The sequence below is a fragment of the Stenotrophomonas sp. AG209 genome, from assembly GCF_003550055.1.
Classification (GTDB): Bacteria; Pseudomonadota; Gammaproteobacteria; order Xanthomonadales; family Xanthomonadaceae; genus Stenotrophomonas.
The window spans coordinates 571057-586660 of the sequence record NZ_QXDB01000002.1; the positions used below are offsets into that span (position 1 = coordinate 571057).

The window sequence follows — 15604 nt, forward strand, 5'->3', positions numbered from 1 at the left end:
CGCCGCAGCCCCACGCTTTGCGCGGCAAAGCGCGGGCCCCACTTCATCAGCCCCCACATCCCCGCGGCTTCGCCGCGCCCCCTTGACTCAAGGGGACTCCACACCAGCCAGCGCACTGACATCCGCACGCTCAACCCGGCGCGCAGACAAGAAAAAAGCCACTTGGCGAACCAAGTGGCTTTCGTCTGGTGGGCTGTCAAGGATTCGAACCTTGGACCTATTGATTAAGAGTCAACTGCTCTACCAACTGAGCTAACAGCCCGAAATCGGGGCGCGAATTATGACCCGATCCGCTCGGTGGGTGCAAGCACTTTCTTCAACATCGTTGAAACCAGTACTGCGATCCCGCTGCGTTGCAGATCCACGCCAGGCGAGGCCCTGCAACGTGTGACCCATCGAAACGAAAGGGTCACACTTATAAGAAAAAAGCCACCTGGCGTACCAGGTGGCTTCCGTCTTGGTGGGCCGTCAAGGATTCGAACCTTGGACCTATTGATTAAGAGTCAACTGCTCTACCAACTGAGCTAACGGCCCGTGAAACTCAGACGCACATTGTAGCGTGCTTTCTGTTTATTGCAATACCGTTTCGGCTGCGCCGATGCGGTTGAATCAGTGGGGTGGCTGAGGGGATTCGAACCCCCGACCACCGGAATCACAATCCGGTACTCTAACCAACTGAGCTACAGCCACCACTGAAACTTTCGTTCCCCGCCGATGCCGCCGGCGATGGAACCTCAAACCTTTGCCTGGAGACTGTCACCGAAGTTCCGGTCCGCCGAAGCGAGTCCGATATTCTGGTGGAGTCTTTACGCTTTTGCAAGCACTTCTTCACATCCGCCGATGCGACCCCGCTGTCTCGCCGATGGCGCGCCCGACAGGAATCGAACCTGTAACCGCCGGCTTAGAAGGCCGGTGCTCTATCCAGTTGAGCTACGGGCGCCCGAACCGGAACGGTGTCCAATCCGACGTGACGTGGGATTGGTCGGGGTAGAGGGATTCGAACCCCCGACATCCTGCTCCCAAAGCAGGCGCGCTACCAGACTGCGCTATACCCCGGTCCTGCAATCCCCTCGGGCCAGGCCCGGGGAGTCGTTCATTGTCGCCAAGCACATCGCGAACTGTCAACGCGGGCGGCTACAACCTGAAGTCTGCCACAGCGCCGTGCGTGGTCATCCGCTATGCTCGCGGTCATCGGCCGGATGGCCGTCCCGACCCTCATTCGCACGGAGAACACGCATGCGCAGCGGCAACCCGGCTCTTTCCGAGTCGACCTTCCTCGACCTCGCCAGCGGTTCGGTGGTGACCAGCCCCGACCAGGTGATGACCCTCAACGGCACCGCCAACAAGACCGGCATCCTGCTGCTGTTGACCGTGCTGACCGCGGCATTCGCCTGGAGCCAGTCGGTTGACGAGTACGGCCAGGTTTCCGGCAGCGCGAGCCTGTACGCCATCGGTGGCGCGATCGGCGGTCTGGTGCTGGCGCTGATCACCATCTTCAAGAAGGAATGGTCGCCGGTCACCGCGCCGATGTACGCGCTGGTCGAAGGCCTGTTCCTGGGCGCCGTGTCGGCCCTGTTCAACATGAAGTACCCGGGCATCGTGTTCCAGGCCGTGCTGCTGACCTTCGGCACCCTGGCCGCGCTGCTGTTCGCATACCGCAGCGGCGTGATCAAGGCCACCGAGAACTTCAAGATGGGCGTGGTCGCTGCCACCGGCGGCATTGCCCTGCTCTACCTGGCCTCGTTCGTGCTGGGCTTCTTCAACATCAATGTGCCGGTGATCCATGACTCCAGCTGGCTGGGCATCGCCTTCAGCCTGTTCGTGGTGGTCGTGGCCGCGCTGAACCTGGTGCTGGACTTCGACTTCATTGAAACCGGCGTGGCCCAGCGCGCGCCGAAGTACATGGAGTGGTATGGCGCATTCGGCCTGATGGTGACCCTGGTCTGGCTGTACGTGGAATTCCTGCGCCTGCTGTCGAAGATCCAGCAGCGCTGAGTCCAGCCACGCCGAAAACGACAAGCCGCGATCCGCAAGGGTCGCGGCTTTTTTTGTGGGCCGCGCCTGCTCGACTGTTTCAGGCGGTAGAGTCGAGCACGCTCGACACTACGGAACACGCCCCCATGACCGACACCTTCCACAGCTACCGCCCGGCTGAAGGCCACCGCCTGCCGCATGACCCGTTCAACGCCATCATCGGCCCGCGCCCGATCGGCTGGATTTCCAGCTGCGACGCGCAAGGCATGTTGAACCTGGCGCCCTACAGCTTCTTCAACGCCTTCAACTACACCCCGCCGATCATCGGTTTCTCCAGCCAGGGCCGCAAAGACTCGCTGCGCAACATCGAAGCCACCGGCGAGTTCGTCTGGAACCTGGCCACGTTCGACCTGGCCGTGGCCATGAACGAAAGCTGCCGCGCGGTCGCGCCGGATGTCGACGAGTTCGCCCTCGCCGGCCTGACGCCGCTGGCATCCACGCAGGTCGCACCCCCACGTGTTGCACAGAGCCCGGTGAGCATGGAATGCCGCTGCACCCAGATCGTGCGCCTGCGCGATGCCGCCGGCCAGGACACCAGCGGTTGGCTGGTGCTGGGCGAAGTGGTGGCGGTGCATATCGATGCACGGTTGCTGGTCGATGGCATCTACGACACCGCGGCGGCGGCCCCGATCCTGCGCGGTGGTGGGCCCGCCGACTACTTCCGCATCGGCGCCGAACAGCGCTTCCGCATGTTCCGCCCGGCCTGAAGTTCAACCGGTTACGGTCGCGCGAGCAGCACCGGCAGCGACGACGCCAGCAGTGCGATGCCCGAGGCGGTCAACAAGCTCAGAACGATCTGCCGGAAGCGCGCCTCGCTGATGCCGATGTAGACGCGCGCACCCAACAGGGTCGGCACCAGCATCGCCGGTGCCACGATGGCGAAGTACGGCAGCATCTGCCGGCTCACCAGGCCGCTGCCGACATAGGTGGCCATGGTCACTGCCAGCATCGCCAGATTGAAGTTCTGGATGACCGCGCGCTGCTCGTCCTTGCCGAAGCCACGCAACGTGCTCCACAGCGTCGGCACCGGTCCAGCGAAACCACCGATGCCGCTGAGCACGCCACCTGCCATGCCGGCGATCGCGTCACCGATACGACCGCCCACGCGGATCGGCGGCAATGATCGCGCCATCAGCATCACCGGGCACCACAGCGCAAGGAAGCCGCCCAGCAGCGCCTTGAACCAGTCCATGTCCAGTTGCGGCAACACCATCACGCCCAGCGGGATGCCCGCCAGCCCACCCAGCACGAACGGCAGCAGCAGGCGCAGATTGAACCCGCGGCGCACGGTGAACACTGCCACCAGCTGACCAACCAGCGCGCCGAACACCGACAGCGTAGCGGCCAGGCGCGGCTCCAGCCCCCACGCCCAGAACGACATCGCTACCATCCCGAAGGCGAAACCGGACAGGCCCTGCACGAATCCGGCGACGATCGCGCCGAGCGCGACCAGCAGATACACCGACTCCATCACCACCTCGGTTGCAACCGCGCGACTACCCTGCCGCGCTCACCTGTGCAGCGTAGTGCGCCGCGAGATGCTCGACCAGCGCACGCACCTTGGGCGCCAGCGCACGTGCATGCGGATACAGCGCGAAGTAGCACCGCTGGCCGGCATGCCAGGCCGGCAGTACGCGGATCAAACGACCGGCGCGCAGATCCTCCTGCACGGTCAGCGCGGTGAACAGGCTGATGCCCATGCCGGCCAGCGCGGCGGCGTACAGTGCGGGCGTGGCATCCACGCGCAGGCGCTGCCCGGCTTCGACGCTCGCGGTTGCGCCGCGCGGCCCCTGCAACTGCCAGGGCGGCATTGACGGCGTGGGACTGAAACCCAGCAGCGTGTGCTGTGCCAGGTCCGCTGCCTGCCGCGGCAGGCCGTGGCGCGCCAGGTAGGCCGGTGCGGCGACCAGGATGCGCGGGCAGCTGGCCAGTTCGCGCGCGACCAGCTGGCTGTCCGGCAATGAAGCCGCGATGCGCAGGGCCAGGTCGAAACCACCGCCCACTACATCGACCAGCTGATCATCTGCCGACAGGTCCAGCGTAACCTGCGGATAACGCTGCAGGAACGACGGCAGCCAGTGCGGCAGCTCCTGGCTGGCCACCACCTGCGGCACGCTGATACGTACGCTGCCACTGGGTTGCGCCTGCCCGGCACGGGCACGGTCGTCGGCTTCCTGCAGGCGGTCCAGCAGCGTCGCCGCCTCACGGTAGTAATCGCGCCCGGCCTCGGTCAACGACAGCCGACGGCTGTTGCGATCGAGCAGGCGCACCTGCAGGTGTTCTTCCAACTGCCGCAGTTGCCGCGACATCGCCGAATGGGTGGTCCCCAGGCGTTCGGCGGCCGCAGTAAAGCTGCCGGCGTCGACGATGGCGCGCAGCGCACGCAGGGCGGCGAAGTGATCCATCGGCGGGCAGCTCCAGGTGGCGGGGCCCGCGGCATGCGGGCCCCGCCAGCTTATCAAGCGCCGTCGCCAGCCTTGCGCACCGGCAGTGCCAGGATCGCGTCAGTCGTCATGACATCGCCGAAGGTGTCCTCGATCTGGGCCAGAGAAGCTTCATGCAGCGCGCGATGGCCGATGCGCTGGCCGCCGGCCAGGTCCAGGTCACGGCTGGCGCTGGCATCGGACGAGACGATCACCCGGTAGCCACGTGGCGCGGCCGCCGCATCGCGCGCAGCACCAGCCACGCAGGCATGGGTCTGCAGGCCGGTGACGATCAGGGTGTCGATGCCGGCGCTCTTCAGCACCTGGTCGAGCGCGGCGGCGGACGCGCCGGCGAACACACTGACGTTGTCCTTCTGCACCACGGTCTCGCCCTGGCGCGGCTGCAGGTCGCGATGGAAGGCAGCATTGACGCTGCCCTGCGCGAACAGGGGTGCGCCGGCCGGCAGCACGTGCTGCACATGGATCACGCGGATGCCGTGGGCGTCGGCAAATTCGACCACCCGCTTGGCCTGCCGCAGCGCGGCCACGCCATCGGGAATGACCATGCGGCCACCGGCAAAGCCCGGTGCGGCCTTGGCATCGAAGTACTCATTCTGGAAGTCGATCACCAGTACGGCGGTCTTCGCCGCATCCAGCGAGGTCGCGACCGGCGCGCCGGCCATGTGGCGGATGGTGGGATGGGCCGGCTCGGCAGCGGCAACGGAGGTAGCGGTGGCCATGCCGATCAGGCTGGCCAGACCAAAGGCGGTGAGGTTCATGTTCAAGCTCCTGTGCGGTGGAAAGTGGGCACATGATGCGGAGCGGATGGCGCACGAACCAGCCGCCAAGCCGCACATGATCTGTGCGATATGCGCACAGACAACCCCCTGTAGAGCCAGCCCATGGGTGACTGCGTACCAACGCCGGCCATCCACGCATGGCGTGGATCCAACGAGCCAGTCCACAACGCAACGGGGCGCCCGAAGGCGCCCCGCTGTGGATCCAACCGAGGTCGGCCGGCCGCTTACAGGCGGCTGGCGATGGCCTGGGCAAAGCTCATGGTGGTGCCGGTGCCGCCCAGGTCGCCGGTCAGCGAGTCCTTGGCTTCCATGGTCGCCACGATGGCCTTGCGCAGGCGCTCGGCGTTTTCCGGCTGGCCGACATGGTCCAGCATCTGCGCGGCTGCCAGCAGCAGCGCGCACGGATTGGCCTTGCCCTGGCCGGCGATGTCCGGCGCGGTGCCGTGCACGGCTTCGAAGATCGCCGCGTCCTTGCCGATGTTGGCACCCGGGGCCAGGCCCAGGCCGCCGACCAGACCCGCGCACAGGTCGGAGATGATGTCACCGAACAGGTTGGTGGTGACGATCACATCGAACTGCTCCGGACGCATCACCAGCTGCATGCAGCAGTTGTCGACGATCATTTCCTGGAACTCGATCTCCGGGTACTGTGCGGCGACTTCACGGGCGACGTTCAGGAACAGGCCCGAGGTCGACTTGATGATGTTGGCCTTGTGCACGGCGGTGACCTTCTTGCGGCCGGTGCTCTTGGCCAGCTCGAAGGCGTAGCGCACGATGCGCTCGGAGCCCTTGCGGGTGATGCGGGTGCCGGAGAAGGCGGTCTCGCCGTCGGCCGACACTTCCTGGCCTTCGGCCAGGTAGGCACCTTCGGTGTTCTCACGAACGGTGATCAGGTCGACGTTGTCGAAACGCGACTTGGTGTTCGGGAAGGTGTGGGCCGGACGCACGTTGGCGTACAGGTCGAAGTGGCGGCGCAGGCTGACGTTGATCGAGGTGAAGCCACCACCGACCGGGGTGGTCAGCGGGCTCTTCAGCGCGACCTTGTTGCGCGCGATCGATTCCAGGGTCACCGCCGGCATCAGGTCGCCGTGCTTTTCCAGGGCCACCAGGCCGGCGTCGGCGTCTTCGTACTCCAGGCCAGTCTTGAGCTGGTCGAGCACGAACAGGGTGGCGTCCATGATTTCCGGGCCAATGCCGTCGCCGCGGATGACCGTAATTTTCTGCGTCATTGATCGATGTTCCGAACAGGGGGAAAAACGCCGTCCGGACGTGCCCGGAAACGCCGGCGCAAAGGAAGTTTCACCGGCAATTATGCCTGAGCCGGGGCCGAGGTCCCAAATAGACCATGGTCCCAGTACCCGGCCCAGGCAGAATTGCCCGCGCATCCCACCTTATCCCCGCGCCTGTCGGCGCGCCCCCTTGAACAACAAGGGGGCTCCTGGGTTGATGGATGGATCCCGGGGAAAGCCACGGCACTACCCGAAGGGCCGCGCGGGCCCGCTTCCCGGCCCCGGCAGACAACAAGGGGGCTCCTGGGCTGTTGGATTGCGGGGAAAGCCCCTCGCGGGCGCGGTAGTGCCGGCCGCTGGCCGGCAACCTCGGCCATGTCGGGTTCAGGGGATGCCGGCCAGCGGCCGGCACTACCCTCAATGCGCGTGCGCTTCCGGGGCGGCGGCGCCGCCTTCAAGCTGGTCGAGGAAGTCGACCGCGCGGCGCAGGTGCGGGATCACGATGGAACCGCCCACCACCAGGCCAACCGAGAAGGTCTCGAAGAACTCCTCGCGGGTCACGCCGGCGTCCTTGCACTGGGCCACGTGGTAGCTGATGCAGTCATCGCAGCGCAGCACCATCGAGGCCACCAGGCCCAGCAGTTCCTTGGTCTTCACGTCGAGCGCGCCGGCCTGGTAGGTCTGCGTGTCCAGCGCGAAGAAGCGGCGCACCACCTGGTTCGGTTCACCCAGGATCCGCTCGTTCATGCGCTTGCGGAACTCGGTGAACTCGGCGATGCGGTCCTTGCTGCCGTCGTCGGCCGCGCTCATGCCTGGCCCTGCCCGGCCAGCAGCGGCTCGAGCTTGCCTTCACGGTGCAGGGCCATCATGTCGTCGTAGCCGCCGACATGGACGTCGCCGACGAAGATCTGCGGCACGCTGGTGCGGCGGGTCAGCGCCATCATCTTCTCGCGCTCGGCCGGGTCCAGGTCGATGCGGACCTCGGTCCACTGCTGGCCCTTGCTCTTCAGGAAGTTCTTGGCGGCCACGCAGTACGGGCAGACGGCGGTGGAATAGATGGTGATGGCGGGGGCACCGCCGGCGGTCTGGGCTGTCACGGGAAACTCCACGATGGATCGACGGTCTACATATGGTACCGGTGCGCTGGAATTTCCACGCCACGGCCGCAACACTGTGGATTAACGAATGGTTGCCCCCTGCCCTGCCACGCTTGGCGCGCCCCGCCCGAGGAACCCCTGCTTGCGAGCCCTGCTGCTGACTACCGCCGTCACCCTGGCCCTGGCCATGCCGCTGGCCCAGGCCCAGGAGAAGCTGCCCGACATCGGCTCCTCGGCCGGCGAGCTGCTGACCCCGGCCCGCCAGGCCGAGTACGGCGCGATGATGCTGCGCGAGCTGCGCAACTACGGCTACCTGCTGGAAGATCCGCTGGTCAACGACTGGCTGCAGACCATGGGCACCCGGCTCGGCTCCAACAGTGACCAGCCGCGGCAGCCATACACCTTCTTCGTGATGAACGACCGCCAGATCAACGCGTTCGCCACGCTGGGCGGCTACATCGGGGTCAACGCCGGACTGGTGCTGACCGCCGAGCGCGAGGACGAGGTCGCGGCGGTGCTGTCGCACGAAATCGCCCACGTCACCCAGCAGCATGTGCTGCGCGGTGTCGAACGCGCCCAGCGCGACCAGATCCCGATCCTGCTGGGCATGCTGGCGGCGGTGGTGGCCGCCCAGGCCAGCAACAGCACGTCGTCCGGCAACGCGACCATGGCCGCGATCAGCTCGGGCATGGGCCTGATGCAGCAACGGCAGATCAACTACACCCGGTCCAACGAGTCCGAGGCCGATCGCCTCGGCATCCGCACCTTGTCGCGCAGCGGCTACGACGTGGATGCCATGGCCGGCTTCTTCGAGCGGATGTCGGCGGCCATGCGTGGCAACGAGGGGGGCTACAGCGTCCCCGAGTTCCTGCGCACCCACCCGGTCAACATCACCCGCATCAGCGAGGCCAAGGCCCGCGCCGAGCAGATGAAGAAGGATACGGTGCTGCTGACCACCAGCACCCCCACCGGCGAGCGCAAGGAGCGGGTGGACCCGGCCGATCCCAGCCTGGGCGAGCCGCTGCTGCGCGGCAACAACCCGCTGCTGCCCAGCAGTGTGCTGCGCCTGCCGATCGGCCAGCTCAACCGTGGCGCCAGCGGCGACTTCGACTGGGCGCGTGAGCGCCTGCGCGTGCTCAGCGCGGATTCCACTCCGGAACTGGAACGCGAGTATGCCGACCTGGCCAAGCGGCAGAAGGACGGTCTCAACGATGCGCAGCGTTATGGCCAGGCGCTGGCCGTCATGCGCGGTGGCCGCGCGGGCGCCGGCCAAGCCCGGCAGACCCTGGCCGGCCTGCTCCAGACCCATCCCGGCAACCTGTGGCTGGCGCTGGGCCTGGGCGAAGCGGAGTCGCGGGCAGGCCAGACCGCCCAGGCCAACAGCCGCTTCGAGCAGCTGCTGCGCGAACACCCCAACAGCCGCCCGGTGGCACTGACCTATGCCGAGATCCTGAACGAACAGGGCAACCGCGAAGCCGGTCAGCGCGCGCAGGCGATGCTGCGCCCCCTGTTGTCGCAAAGCGGTAACGATCCGGTCTTCCAGCAGCGCTTTGCCCGCGCCAGCGAGCTGGCCGGCGACAGCGTGCGTGCCAGCGAGGCCTATGCCGAGGCGGCCTTCCTCAGCGGGCGGCCGGAACAGGCGCTGATGCAGCTGCAGGCGCTCAAGCGCAATCCGGCGCTGGATTACATCGGCCGCGCGCGGGTCGACGCCCGCATCGAATCGATCACCCCGACCGTGCTGGAGCTGCGCCGCCAAGGCGTGCAGGACCCGGACCTGGACCGCCGCTGAGCGCTGCATGACCGGCCGATGGCAATCCAGGCCGGTTCCGGCCGGGTAGTCACAAACATGTCATCAAACCGTAGTCTACTGGCACCACTCCAGTAACCGAGCCCTACGGTGTCCTCGTGCAGAAACGCATCCTGATCGTCGATGACGAGCCCGCGATCCGTGAAATGGTCGCCTTCGCCCTTCGCAAGGGCGATTACGAACCGGTCCACGCCGGCGATGCCCGGGAGGCCCAGACCGCGATCGCCGACCGCGTTCCGGACCTGATCCTGCTGGACTGGATGCTGCCCGGCACCAGTGGCCTGGACCTGGCCCGCCGCTGGCGCAAGGAAACGCTGACCCGCGAAGTGCCGATCATCATGCTGACCGCCCGTGGCGAAGAGAACGACCGCGTCGGTGGCCTTGAAGCCGGCGTCGACGACTACGTGGTCAAGCCATTCTCGGCGCGCGAACTGCTGGCCCGCATCCGTGCGGTCATGCGCCGTGCCCGCGAGGATGACGAGGACGGCAGCGTGGCGGTCGGCCCGATCCGCATCGACGGTGCCGCGCACCGCGTGTTCGCCAACGACCAGCCGGTGCCGATCGGCCCGACCGAATACCGCCTGCTGCACTTCTTCATGACCCACCCGGAGCGCGTCTATGCCCGCGCACAGCTGCTGGACCATGTGTGGGGCGGCAGCGTGTACGTGGAGGAGCGCACCATCGACGTGCACATCCGCCGCCTGCGCAAGACGCTGGAACCGTTCAGCGCCGAGAACATGGTGCAGACCGTGCGCGGCGCCGGCTACCGCTTCTCTACTGCGACCTGAGTCTCGTCGTGCCGGCACCGCGCACCTGCGGGTGCCGGTGCCGGCAACTCTGCTATAACCCTCGGTTCACCCCAGTGAACCGCCGCACCTCAACGACGAGACCGCAATGCCCCGCCACATCCGCTCTGCCTGGTTGAAGACCCTGGCCACCGTTGCCGCGGTACTGCTGTTCGCCGGACTGGTGGGATGGTTCACGGGCCATCTGTGGTTGTGCATCGCGCTGGGCGCGCTGGCCACGCTGGCCTGGCATTACTGGCGCCTGCGCAGCGTGCTGCGCCGCCTGACCGCACGCCAGCGCTGGGACACCGCCGAAGAAGGCACCGGCGTCTGGAACGAACTGGACCGCCTGCTGTACCGCAACCAGGTGGAAATGCGCGTGCGCAAGCGCCGCCTGCTGGACATGCTGCGCAGCTACCGCGCCGCCGCCGCCGCATTGCCCGACGCGGTGGTGGTGCTGGACCGCAACAGCCAGCGCGTGCAGTGGTTCAATGAGGCCGCCACCGCCCTGCTCGGCCTGCATCATCCGGGTGACCTCGGCGAAGCCCTGGTCGAACGCCTGCAGCCGATGCCGTTGGCCCACTGGCTGGCCGGCGGCCGCAATGCCGAACCGATCCTGGACGTGCCCTCGCCGGTCGACCCGGCGATCCGCCTGAACCTGCGCCTGATTCCCTATTCGTCGGATTACTGGCTGCTGATCGCCCGCGACGTCAGCAAACTGCTGCGCCTGGAACAGGTGCGCCGCGACTTCGTCGCCAACGTTTCACACGAACTGCGCACGCCGCTCACCGTGGTGCACGGTTACCTGGACATGATGGACCCGGAGGATTTCCCGGGAACCGGACCGATGCTGGAAGAAATGCGCAAGCAGAGCCAGCGCATGGCCCAGCTGGTGGAAGACCTGCTGACGCTGTCGCGCCTCGAATCGCAGGAACACAGCGAGGAAGAGACCGTGGCCATGCAGCCGATGCTGGCGACGCTGCGCCGCGAGGCCGAGGCGCACAGCCAGGGCCGCCACCAGATCAGCATCGACGACCTCGCCGGTGTCGACCTGCAGGGTTCGACCAAGGAACTGCACAGCGCCTTCTCCAACCTGGTCACCAATGCGGTGCGCTACACCCCGGCCGGCGGCCGCATCGCGGTGGAGTTCCGCCGCGAAGGCGACGGCGCGGTGCTGGCGGTGCGCGATTCCGGCTATGGCATCCCGGCCACCCACCTGCCGCGCCTGACCGAACGTTTCTACCGTGTGTCCAGCAGCCGCTCACGCGAGAGCGGCGGCACCGGGCTGGGCCTGTCCATCGTCAAGCACATCCTCGGCCTGCACCACGCACGGCTGGAGATTGAAAGCGAAGTCGGCAAGGGCTCGGTGTTCTCCTGCCATTTCGATGCCGACCACGTGCGCCCGCGCGAGTCTGCCCCCCTGACCTCCATCGAAGAATGACGCCATGAGCAGCCTCGGATCCCTCCCCCTCCCCGTGAGCCCGGACAACGATCCGTTGCGCGACCCGGCGCTGTACATCAACCGCGAGCTGTCGCAGCTGGATTTCAACTTCCGCGTGCTGGCGCAGGCGATGGACCCGCAGGTGCCGCTGCTGGAACGCCTGCGCTTCATGTGCATCTCCTGCACCAACCTCGACGAGTTCTTCGAGATCCGCGCCGCCGCCGTGCGCCACGCGCAGGAATTCGGCCTGCCGCCGGCCCCGGACGGAATGAGCCCGCAGACCATCCTCAACGCCATCCATGACCGCGCTGCGGAACTGGTGGACCAGCAGTACCGCTGCTGGAACGAGACGCTGCGCCCGGCGCTGATGGACGCCGGCATCGGCGTGCTCGGCCGCCATTCCTGGACCGACCGCCAGAAGCGCTGGCTGCGTGCGTACTTCCGCAACGAGATCATGCCGGTGCTGTCGCCGCTGGGCCTGGACCCGGTGCACCCGTTCCCGAAGATCCTCAACAAGTCGCTGAACATCGTGGTGGTGCTGAAGGGCACCGACGCGTTCGGCCGCGCCGGCCATCTGGCCATCGTGCGTGCACCGCGATCGCTGCCGCGCATCATCCAGCTGCCGGAAAAGCTCGGCGGGCCGCAGAACTTCGTGTTCCTGTCCTCGGTGCTGTCGACCTTCGTCGATGAGCTGTTCCCGGGCATGGAAGTCCAGGGCGCCTACCAGTTCCGCGTCACACGCAACTCCGAACTGGTGGTGGATGAGGAGGAAGTGGAGAACCTGGCGCTGGCACTGCGTGACGAGCTGGTCGATCGCGGCTACCGGCCGGCGGTGCGGCTGGAGATCGCCCACGACATGCCGCGCGAGATCGTGCGCACCCTGCTGCAGAATTTCGGCCTGACCGAGAACGCGGTGTACCGCATCGATGGCCCGGTCAACCTCAACCGCATCATCCAGCTGTACGACCTGATCGCGCAGCCGGACCTGAAGTACCCGCCGATGACCCCGCGCACGCTGCGCGACAGTGACGGCATCTTCGAGACCACGGCGCGCCAGGACCTGCTGCTGCACCACCCGTTCGATGCCTTCACCGCGGTGCTGGACCTGATCCGGCAGGCGGCGATCGACCCCAACGTATTGGCGATCAAGCAGACCCTGTACCGCACCGGCAAGGATTCGCTGATCGTCGACGCACTGATCCAGGCCGCGCGCAACGGCAAGGACGTGACCGTGGTGGTCGAACTGCGCGCGCGCTTCGACGAAGAAGCCAACCTCGGCCTGGCCGATCGCCTGCAGGAGGCCGGCGTGCAGGTGGTGTACGGCGTGGTCGGCTACAAGACCCACGCCAAGATGCTGCTGATCGTGCGCCGCGAGGGCCGCAAGCTGCGCCGCTACGTGCACCTGGGCACCGGCAACTACCACAGCGGCACCGCCCGTGCGTACACCGACATCAGCCTGATCACCGCCGATGCTGACATCGGCAACGACGTGCACCTGCTGTTCCAGCAGCTGTCCGGGCTGGCCTCGAAGATGAAGCTCAAGCGCCTGCTGCAGTCGCCCTTCACCCTGCACACCGGCATCCTCGGCCGCATCGAGCGCGAGACGCGCATCGCCGCCGCCGGCCGACCGGCGCGGATCATCGCCAAGATGAACGCGTTGAACGAACCGCAGGTGGTGCGCGCGCTGTACGCCGCCTCGCAGGCCGGCGTGCAGATCGACCTGATCATCCGTGGCGCCTGCACCCTGCGCCCGGGCGTGCCGGGCGTGTCGGACAACATCCGCGTGCGCTCGATCGTCGGCCGCTTCCTGGAACACAGCCGCGTCTACTGGTTCGGCAACGACGGCGCACCGGAAATGTACTGCGCCAGTGCAGACTGGCTGGAACGCAACCTGCTGCGCCGGGTCGAGACCTGCTTCCCGATCCTCGACCCGGAACTGGCCAAGCGTGTGTACCGCGAGGTCCTGCAGAACTACCTGGACGACAACCTCAACGCCTGGGAACTGGACGCCGACGGCGTCTACCACAAGCGTGCGCCGGCGCACGACGAGGCACCGCATTCGGCACAGATGGCGTTGATGCAGGGTCTGTAACCCGGTGTGTCGACCAAGGTCGACACCTACCAGGAGCGGTAGGCACCCACCATCAGATCGCAAAGAACTGTCGAAGGCGGGGCGGGTCCGGTTGCGGGGGCGTGAGCGCCATGGATGGCGCGACCGAGGCTACATGGACGTACTTGCGCCGTCCCCCGCAACCGGACCCACCCCGCCATCCCACGGATAGCCCGCTGTTGCTGTTGCCGTTGCGTTGCCGTTGCCGTTGCTCTGGCCTCTGCGGGTGCAGGGCGCAGCCCTGCCGCACTCCCTCCTACAAAATGTGAAGGCCGCGCGGTGACGAGCACACCGCCCCTTCGGCTAACATTCGTCCATGCCGCATACCACCACGACTCCGCCCGCATTGCAGGATGGCGACCTGCTGGCCGCCATTGACCTTGGCTCCAACAGTTTCCACATGGTCATCGCGCGCTACACGCTAGGCCAGCTGCGGGTGATCGACCGCCTGCGCGAGACCGTGCGCATGGCCGATGGGCTGGATGGCAAGGGTGGACTCTCCGCCGCAGCCCGCCAGCGCGCACTGGAATGCCTGGCCCGCTTCGGCCAGCGCATCCGCAATGTACCGCCGCACCGGGTGCGCGCCCTGGCCACCAACACCGTGCGCCAGCTGCGCTCGCCGCAGTCGTTCCTGGTCCCGGCCGAAACCGCACTGGGGCATGCCATCGAAGTGGTCAGCGGCCGCGAAGAAGCGCGCCTGATCTACCTGGGCGTGGCCCACGCGCAACCGCCCAAGCCCGGCCAGCGCCGGCTGGTGATCGACATCGGTGGCGGCTCCACTGAATTCATCATCGGCATGGGCATGCAGACCCTGGAGCGCGAAAGCCTGCAGGCCGGTTGCATCGCCAGCACCCGGCGCTTCTTCCCCGGCGGCAAGCTGAGCAAGAAGCGCTGGAAGGACGCGCTGGCCGAGATCGGCCGCGAGTTCCAGCCCTTCGCCAGCAAGTACCGCGCGCTGGGCTGGCAGGAAGCGCTGGGGTCTTCGGGCACGCACAAGGCGATCAGCGAGATCTGCGCGACGATGAAGCTGAGCAAGGGCGCGATCACCGCCGAGGCCCTGCCGCAGCTGCGCGATGAACTGCTGAAGGCCAAGAAGATCGACGACATCCAGTTGCCGGGCCTGTCCAGCGACCGCCGCCCGATCATCGCCGGCGGCATCCTGGTGCTGGAAGCGGCGTTCCAGGCGCTGGGCCTGCAGAAGCTGCTGGTCAGCAAGGCGGCGATGCGCGAAGGCATCCTGTATGACATCGTCGGCCGCGCCGGCGAGAACGACCTGCGTGATGAATCGGTGGCTGCGCTCAGCCAGCGCTATGGCATCGATACGGTGCAGGCCGACCGCGTGCAGGACACCGCCCTGTCACTGCTGGAGCAGGTGCAGGAACGCTGGAGGCTCGATGCCGACGATGCGCGCATGCTCGGCTGGGCCGCGCGCCTGCACGAGCTGGGCCTGATGATCGCGCACAGCGGCTACCACGTGCATGGCAGCTATGTGCTGGAACACTCCGATATCGCCGGCTTCTCGCGCCAGGAGCAGCAGATGCTGGCGGCACTGGTGCGCAGCCACCGCCGCAGCGTGACCAAGACCGCTTTCGACGCCCTGCCCGAACGCCTGCTGCTGACCGCACGCCGGCTGGCGGCCCTGCTGCGCCTGGCGGTGCTGCTCAACCGCGCGCATGAGGACGACCCGCTGCCCGCGCTGGAACTGACCGCCGACGACAACCGGCTGTCGCTGATCGTGCCGCAGGCCTTCATCGATGCCCGTCCGCTGCTGCGCGCCGACCTGATCGGCGAGACCGACGGGATCGCCGGGCTGGGCATCCAGTTCCGACCGTTTGTGGCCTGAATACGCTGTCCCCTGTTGTCCACAGGACAGCAGGG

14 protein-coding genes and 5 tRNA genes are annotated in these 15604 nt (G+C 66.9%); 7 read left to right on the forward strand and 12 right to left on the reverse strand.

Going from position 1 to position 15604, the window contains the following annotated elements; genetic code table 11:
- From DFO63_RS22220 to DFO63_RS14325, 6 genes are all read right to left on the reverse strand, one after another.
- Positions 1-200: hypothetical protein (locus DFO63_RS22220; protein ID WP_220452927.1), on the reverse strand; the 200-nt coding region annotated here is incomplete at its 3' end.
- Positions 187-262 (reverse strand) — tRNA-Lys (locus tag DFO63_RS14305). The genes DFO63_RS14305 and DFO63_RS22220, both read right to left, overlap by 14 nt.
- 196 nt (positions 263-458) lie before the next feature.
- A tRNA-Lys gene (locus DFO63_RS14310) sits at positions 459-534 on the reverse strand.
- Between the two features lie 79 nt (positions 535-613).
- Positions 614-690, reverse strand: a tRNA-His gene (locus tag DFO63_RS14315).
- Between the two features lie 173 nt (positions 691-863).
- Positions 864-940, reverse strand: a tRNA-Arg gene (locus DFO63_RS14320).
- A gap of 39 nt (positions 941-979) precedes the next feature.
- Positions 980-1056 (reverse strand) — tRNA-Pro (locus tag DFO63_RS14325).
- A 180-nt stretch (positions 1057-1236) separates the two neighbouring features.
- On the opposite strand from DFO63_RS14325, the gene DFO63_RS14330 reads away from it, so the two are divergent.
- Both DFO63_RS14330 and DFO63_RS14335 read left to right on the forward strand, forming a co-directional pair.
- Positions 1237-1995, forward strand: a complete 759-nt coding sequence (locus DFO63_RS14330) for a Bax inhibitor-1/YccA family protein (RefSeq protein ID WP_087921670.1) — start codon at positions 1237-1239, stop codon at positions 1993-1995.
- A 125-nt stretch (positions 1996-2120) separates the two neighbouring features.
- Positions 2121-2741 carry a flavin reductase family protein gene (locus tag DFO63_RS14335; RefSeq protein ID WP_049446686.1) on the forward strand — a complete coding sequence of 207 codons (621 nt, stop codon included), beginning with the start codon at positions 2121-2123 and terminating at the stop codon, positions 2739-2741.
- 11 nt (positions 2742-2752) lie between these two features.
- Here the strand turns inward: DFO63_RS14335 and DFO63_RS14340 are convergent, their stop codons facing one another.
- The 6 genes from DFO63_RS14340 to grxC all read right to left on the reverse strand — a co-directional run bounded on the left by DFO63_RS14340 (position 2753) and on the right by grxC (position 7583).
- Entirely contained in the window at positions 2753-3505 is a 753-nt protein-coding gene (locus DFO63_RS14340) for a sulfite exporter TauE/SafE family protein (protein WP_049446688.1), read from the reverse strand.
- A 25-nt stretch (positions 3506-3530) separates the two neighbouring features.
- Complete coding sequence (locus tag DFO63_RS14345) at positions 3531-4439, reverse strand: LysR family transcriptional regulator (RefSeq protein WP_049446690.1); 909 nt, start codon at positions 4437-4439, stop codon at positions 3531-3533.
- Between the two features lie 53 nt (positions 4440-4492).
- Positions 4493-5236 (reverse strand): cysteine hydrolase, encoded by a 744-nt coding sequence (locus DFO63_RS14350; protein WP_049446693.1) that lies wholly within the window; start codon positions 5234-5236, stop codon positions 4493-4495.
- Between the two features lie 245 nt (positions 5237-5481).
- On the reverse strand, positions 5482-6486 hold the full coding sequence (locus DFO63_RS14355; RefSeq protein ID WP_014036138.1) for an isocitrate dehydrogenase: 1005 nt from the start codon (positions 6484-6486) through the stop codon (positions 5482-5484).
- A gap of 417 nt (positions 6487-6903) precedes the next feature.
- Positions 6904-7296 (reverse strand): carboxymuconolactone decarboxylase family protein, encoded by a 393-nt coding sequence (locus tag DFO63_RS14360; RefSeq protein WP_032129080.1) that lies wholly within the window; start codon positions 7294-7296, stop codon positions 6904-6906.
- Positions 7293-7583: a glutaredoxin 3 gene (gene grxC, locus DFO63_RS14365; RefSeq protein ID WP_004154541.1), complete on the reverse strand. Its 291-nt coding sequence runs from the start codon at positions 7581-7583 to the stop codon at positions 7293-7295. The genes DFO63_RS14360 and grxC overlap by 4 nt, the downstream gene beginning before the upstream one ends.
- A gap of 88 nt (positions 7584-7671) precedes the next feature.
- Here grxC and DFO63_RS14370 point away from each other — a divergent pair, with 88 nt between their 5' ends.
- The 5 genes from DFO63_RS14370 to ppx all read left to right on the forward strand — a co-directional run bounded on the left by DFO63_RS14370 (position 7672) and on the right by ppx (position 15569).
- Positions 7672-9372, forward strand: coding sequence for a M48 family metalloprotease (locus DFO63_RS14370; RefSeq protein WP_170871731.1), 1701 nt, complete (start codon positions 7672-7674; stop codon positions 9370-9372).
- 116 nt (positions 9373-9488) lie between these two features.
- Positions 9489-10178, forward strand: a complete 690-nt coding sequence (gene phoB, locus DFO63_RS14375; protein WP_119007237.1) for a phosphate regulon transcriptional regulator PhoB — start codon at positions 9489-9491, stop codon at positions 10176-10178.
- A gap of 106 nt (positions 10179-10284) precedes the next feature.
- Positions 10285-11616, forward strand: coding sequence for a phosphate regulon sensor histidine kinase PhoR (gene phoR / locus DFO63_RS14380; RefSeq protein ID WP_005415460.1), 1332 nt, complete (start codon positions 10285-10287; stop codon positions 11614-11616).
- Between the two features lie 4 nt (positions 11617-11620).
- Complete coding sequence (ppk1, locus tag DFO63_RS14385) at positions 11621-13708, forward strand: polyphosphate kinase 1 (protein ID WP_049446701.1); 2088 nt, start codon at positions 11621-11623, stop codon at positions 13706-13708.
- A 334-nt stretch (positions 13709-14042) separates the two neighbouring features.
- Entirely contained in the window at positions 14043-15569 is a 1527-nt protein-coding gene (gene ppx / locus DFO63_RS14395; RefSeq protein WP_049446703.1) for an exopolyphosphatase, read from the forward strand.
- Positions 15570-15604: the final 35 nt, after the last annotated feature.

Excerpts from the sequence above, each read along its gene's own strand:
- DFO63_RS14330 (WP_087921670.1), top strand. The coding sequence starts at position 1,237 with ATGCGCAGCGGCAACCCGGCTCTTTCCGAGTCGACCTTCCTCGACCTC.
- phoR (WP_005415460.1), top strand. The coding sequence starts at position 10,285 with ATGCCCCGCCACATCCGCTCTGCCTGGTTGAAGACCCTGGCCACCGTT.
- DFO63_RS14345 (WP_049446690.1), bottom strand. The coding sequence starts at position 4,439 with ATGGATCACTTCGCCGCCCTGCGTGCGCTGCGCGCCATCGTCGACGCC.
- ppk1 (WP_049446701.1), top strand. The coding sequence starts at position 11,621 with ATGAGCAGCCTCGGATCCCTCCCCCTCCCCGTGAGCCCGGACAACGAT.
- DFO63_RS14335 (WP_049446686.1), top strand. The coding sequence starts at position 2,121 with ATGACCGACACCTTCCACAGCTACCGCCCGGCTGAAGGCCACCGCCTG.
- DFO63_RS14360 (WP_032129080.1), bottom strand. The coding sequence starts at position 7,296 with ATGAGCGCGGCCGACGACGGCAGCAAGGACCGCATCGCCGAGTTCACC.
- DFO63_RS14350 (WP_049446693.1), bottom strand. The coding sequence starts at position 5,236 with ATGAACCTCACCGCCTTTGGTCTGGCCAGCCTGATCGGCATGGCCACC.
- ppx (WP_049446703.1), top strand. The coding sequence starts at position 14,043 with ATGCCGCATACCACCACGACTCCGCCCGCATTGCAGGATGGCGACCTG.
- DFO63_RS14355 (WP_014036138.1), bottom strand. The coding sequence starts at position 6,486 with ATGACGCAGAAAATTACGGTCATCCGCGGCGACGGCATTGGCCCGGAA.
- DFO63_RS14340 (WP_049446688.1), bottom strand. The coding sequence starts at position 3,505 with ATGGAGTCGGTGTATCTGCTGGTCGCGCTCGGCGCGATCGTCGCCGGA.
- DFO63_RS14370 (WP_170871731.1), top strand. The coding sequence starts at position 7,672 with ATGGTTGCCCCCTGCCCTGCCACGCTTGGCGCGCCCCGCCCGAGGAAC.